Source organism: Candidatus Schekmanbacteria bacterium, assembly GCA_003695725.1.
In the GTDB taxonomy this organism is placed as follows: Bacteria; Schekmanbacteria; GWA2-38-11; order GWA2-38-11; family J061; genus J061.
This window is the reverse complement of sequence record RFHX01000280.1, coordinates 1-3,724: the sequence shown is the minus strand read 5'-3', so window position 1 is coordinate 3,724 and position 3,724 is coordinate 1. Positions and strand designations below refer to the sequence as shown.

At 36.5% G+C, this 3,724-nt stretch carries 4 protein-coding genes; all 4 read right to left on the bottom strand.

Annotated elements, in window-relative coordinates:
* Positions 1-106: 106 nt before the first annotated feature.
* The 4 genes from D6734_10805 to D6734_10790 are packed head-to-tail and all read right to left on the bottom strand — an operon-like array spanning position 107 to position 3,646.
* On the bottom strand, positions 107-754 hold the full coding sequence (locus D6734_10805; protein RMF93143.1) for a hypothetical protein: 648 nt from the start codon (positions 752-754) through the stop codon (positions 107-109).
* Between the two features lie 42 nt (positions 755-796).
* The gene (locus D6734_10800) at positions 797-1,531 is read right to left on the bottom strand and encodes a hypothetical protein (GenBank protein RMF93142.1); all 735 of its coding nucleotides are present in this window, start codon (positions 1,529-1,531) and stop codon (positions 797-799) included.
* 57 nt (positions 1,532-1,588) lie between these two features.
* Positions 1,589-2,704: a DUF362 domain-containing protein gene (locus D6734_10795; protein RMF93141.1), complete on the bottom strand. Its 1,116-nt coding sequence runs from the start codon at positions 2,702-2,704 to the stop codon at positions 1,589-1,591.
* Positions 2,705-2,713: 9 nt separating this feature from the next.
* Positions 2,714-3,646, bottom strand: coding sequence for an MBL fold metallo-hydrolase (locus D6734_10790; GenBank protein ID RMF93140.1), 933 nt, complete (start codon positions 3,644-3,646; stop codon positions 2,714-2,716).
* Positions 3,647-3,724: the final 78 nt, after the last annotated feature.

Here is a 3,724-nt window from a genome sequence, read left to right as displayed (position 1 = left end):
TTGCAAAGTCACGTCTTTTAATTTTATCTTCTGTCATTTTATTTTTAATTTCCATTTTCTTCTCCTTTTTAATATTCAACTTTAAACAATTTTCTTGATTATGAAATTACGAAAGGAGTTTCACCTTACAGGTTTCACCGGGAAATGCTTTTATCTTTATTCCTATTTCCTTTGCAAAACCTTCCCACACTGGTATGCACCATTTGTTGCATACATCGAGAAGTTCGAAATCGAAATCGCCTGTTACAGCTCCAAGCCATTGTTTGCAATCATAAAGTTTATCCCTAAATGGACAGGGGAATGAACGTTCTCCCTTTTTTATATTTATTCGCTCATAGAGTTGATAAGAACAGGTTGTGCCTTCAAACATACCCATAAGCCCAAATTCAGCTCCTTTCTTCTTCGCCATTTTTCCAATGCGCGCAAGAAGAGGCTTCATCGTTGTAATGTAATGCTCTACATATTCTTTCCCAAGCCCTTTCTTCCAGTAAAAATCAAGAGCTTGAAGCTGAGCTTTTGTAATTGTTTCATTGAATTTATGCGGATAAGGAGAAGTGCTGTCATATGTCATAAAAAGAGATTTGAGTGCATATCCAAGTTCTTCATCTGAACGCTTTAAAAATTTTTCATCCTCGAGAGAAAACTTCATTGAAGCAAACACTGCGCGCGGACTATTGAGAAAAGTTAGAATACTTAGCGCCCCTGCCCCTTTGAGCAAAGTTTTTTCAAAATCACGCCTCGATATTTCACTCATAATCAATCTCCTTCGTAAATTTAGAGTTTTTATGGCTTAATCTTAAAATAATAAGTCCCCAAGCTTCTTTCCTGTTTCCTCATCAGCAAGATTAGGGACATCATTCAATATGCCGGGAGTTGCCTTTGCAAACATAGAAGCAAACATCTCTCCGGTTTTTCTTCCCTCTTCAATGACAGATTCATCCTTGAGTATTGGAATATTTTTAAAATTATCAAGAAAACCTTTGTATAAATCAACATAATCTAAAAGCCATGGAATAGTTTTATCTCTCTGGTCTTCTGCGAAATCTCCTGCCATCATACCTCCGGATGTATATTCCGCCAACATCGGTTTCCTTACACCGGGTAGAAGCCCTTCAAGGGAATCATATCTTTTTCGAAGCTCACAAACCGGTTTTGAAAATACTTCCCTATACCTTTCATCCTTTGAAAGCATAAAAAGGTCAACATTGAGGTGGTCATACAAACCAAGATGAATAGATGCCTCAAACGCAAAAATTGGAAGTGGAATATATGAAGAAGGTGTAAAACTTGCTACGGTAAACTCGCACCTATCTACCTTTGACTTATCATCCTTATTTTTTACCCAGCCATTCTCAAGCACCATAAATGAAACTTTCTTTAAAGGAAAATCGTCTGAATCAGGTTTTCTATAAACCTTGACTCTGAGTTTCTCCTCTCCTTTTTCTGCTACAATTGAATTAGTGCAATCCATCTGCTCCAAAAAATTTTTAAATTTCTCTTCAAAAATTGCTTCGAAATCTTTATATTCCATAAAGCCAATATCTCCACTTCAAAGATTCAATCTTGCATCTAACTTTGACTATTACCCTCAGCTTGTTTTTAATTCAGACATTCTAACTTCAATTTTCGACTCGTCGGCATTTCCGATGCCGAGCTTCTCGGCTGACCAAATATGTCCTGCATACTCCTTTGATATGAGCTTTTTGCCGCGTTTTTTTCTTTCCTCATTGATTATTTTCATTCCTGTCAAATCAGTGGCTACTCTATCAGGACTGATTATTATTGTATGGTTTACTCCCTGAGGGTCTACATGAGCGCTCCCTTCATAAATTCCCATCAATGCATCGAGGACAACGAGTTTAGTCTTTTTCATCAACTGCTCGCTTGCATTTACTTCCGCTATCTGTGGATTTGCGTTATGGGCATGCATCTTTTCTATCACTTCTACTTGCTCATCTGTCAGAGAAGTGGGGTCAAAAGTTGCCTGCTCTGAGAGATGAATTGTTCCATACATATTCTTCATTGATAGGGTTACACCTGCAAATTCCGATTTTTTCAGAACAGGAACATTTATCAAATAATCTATATGCTGAGATAGAATTTTACTATGGTGGTTGACAATATTTTCAGATCTTATGTAAACTTTTGCCTCTGGGTCGAGCCAGATGCTTTTGTCATGGTATGTTCCGTAGCACCTGTATCCCTCCTTAGTGTCATTTATTTTATAGCCTGCATTGATAAGAAAAGCATCCACATTATCCCATATCAATATATTTTGTTTATTGATACCACCTTCAACCATACTATCTACAATTGAATATGCAACTTCAGGATGGGCAGGAATGCGCGGATTGATTGTATTAACCTTTAATCCAATTACTTCATTGTCTTTCAGATTTGGAAAAACTGACGCCCATGCTTCCGACAGATTCTTTGCACCTGTCATATTCTTTATTCCTTCATCAATCATTCTCCTCACACGAGACTTATCTATAACAAAACTATCTGAAATTGATTTTTTGTCTTTTGTAATTGCAACAATCGATTTTTCAGGAAGGGGAAAAGTCTTTTTTATCTTTTCAGCAAGTTCAGCAAGTACTTTGGATGGATTTATCGAGAGAGAAGCAGCAGCGATAGTGGTACTCTTCAAGAAACTTCTTCTATTCATTTTTGAACAAAATTTTTTGAATTCTTTACCACTCATAACTTTCTCCTAATTCTTTAAATTTTTAATATCACCATAAACTTTCAAAATAATCTTTTTGAAATTGGCTTTATAAAAAGGATTTTCACCTTCCGGAAATTTAATAGATTCTGCCGCCTTTTCAGCTGAAACACCCTTATCGACATATTTTTTTATTTCATCTCTAAGCGCTATCATTTTATCAAGAGATTTCTGTATATCTTCTTTTTTGGCAGTAATATCTGTTGAGCCAAGGCGTTCAAGATGTCCGCAAACAATCTTTTCTATGTCCATCTTTTGAAGCTCTTTTAGCGCATTGATGTGGACATCGATATTGGCATCATCTCTATAATCAGGCAGTCCCGAACCTTTTAAAAAAAGGTCACCGCTGAAAAGAACTTTGGCATCAGGAATATATACAACGGCATCACCTCCTGTATGGCCCCCGCCAAAATATTTAATCACAATCTCCCTTCCCCCCGGATAAATGCGCATTTCATTTTTAAATGTCATATTAGGAGGCGTAAACTTAAAATCAGGACCAAACATCTTCAGCGATTCATCTGCTTTCCCTTCATCCTGTTCTTTTCTTCTCTCAGCAACTTTATCTCTTGTAAATTGCTGACCTATAATAGGAATCCCCTTTGAGGCAAATGCCTGATTTCCACCAATATGGTCTGTATGCCAATGAGTATTGATTGCAAACTTTACAGGTTTGTCAGTAATCTTCTTTATTTCATTTAGTAAATCTTCAGCAAAAGAGGGCAGCATTGTCGTATCTACAACGACTACACAATCATCAGTAACGATAAAACCACAATTTGAAAAGCCCAAATCCGTAACTGCATATACTCCCTTTGCAACCTCCTTTGCTCTTTGCTCTTCAGAATGTGAATAGAGGATTGTTGCGCTTGAAAAGGATATAAGAAAAATTAAAAGAAGAACTATCCTGCAATTTTTCATTGTATCATCTCCCTATAAATTGATGGCTTTCTATCCACACTTTCCATAAAGGATTCCATCTTTTTGATAATACATATG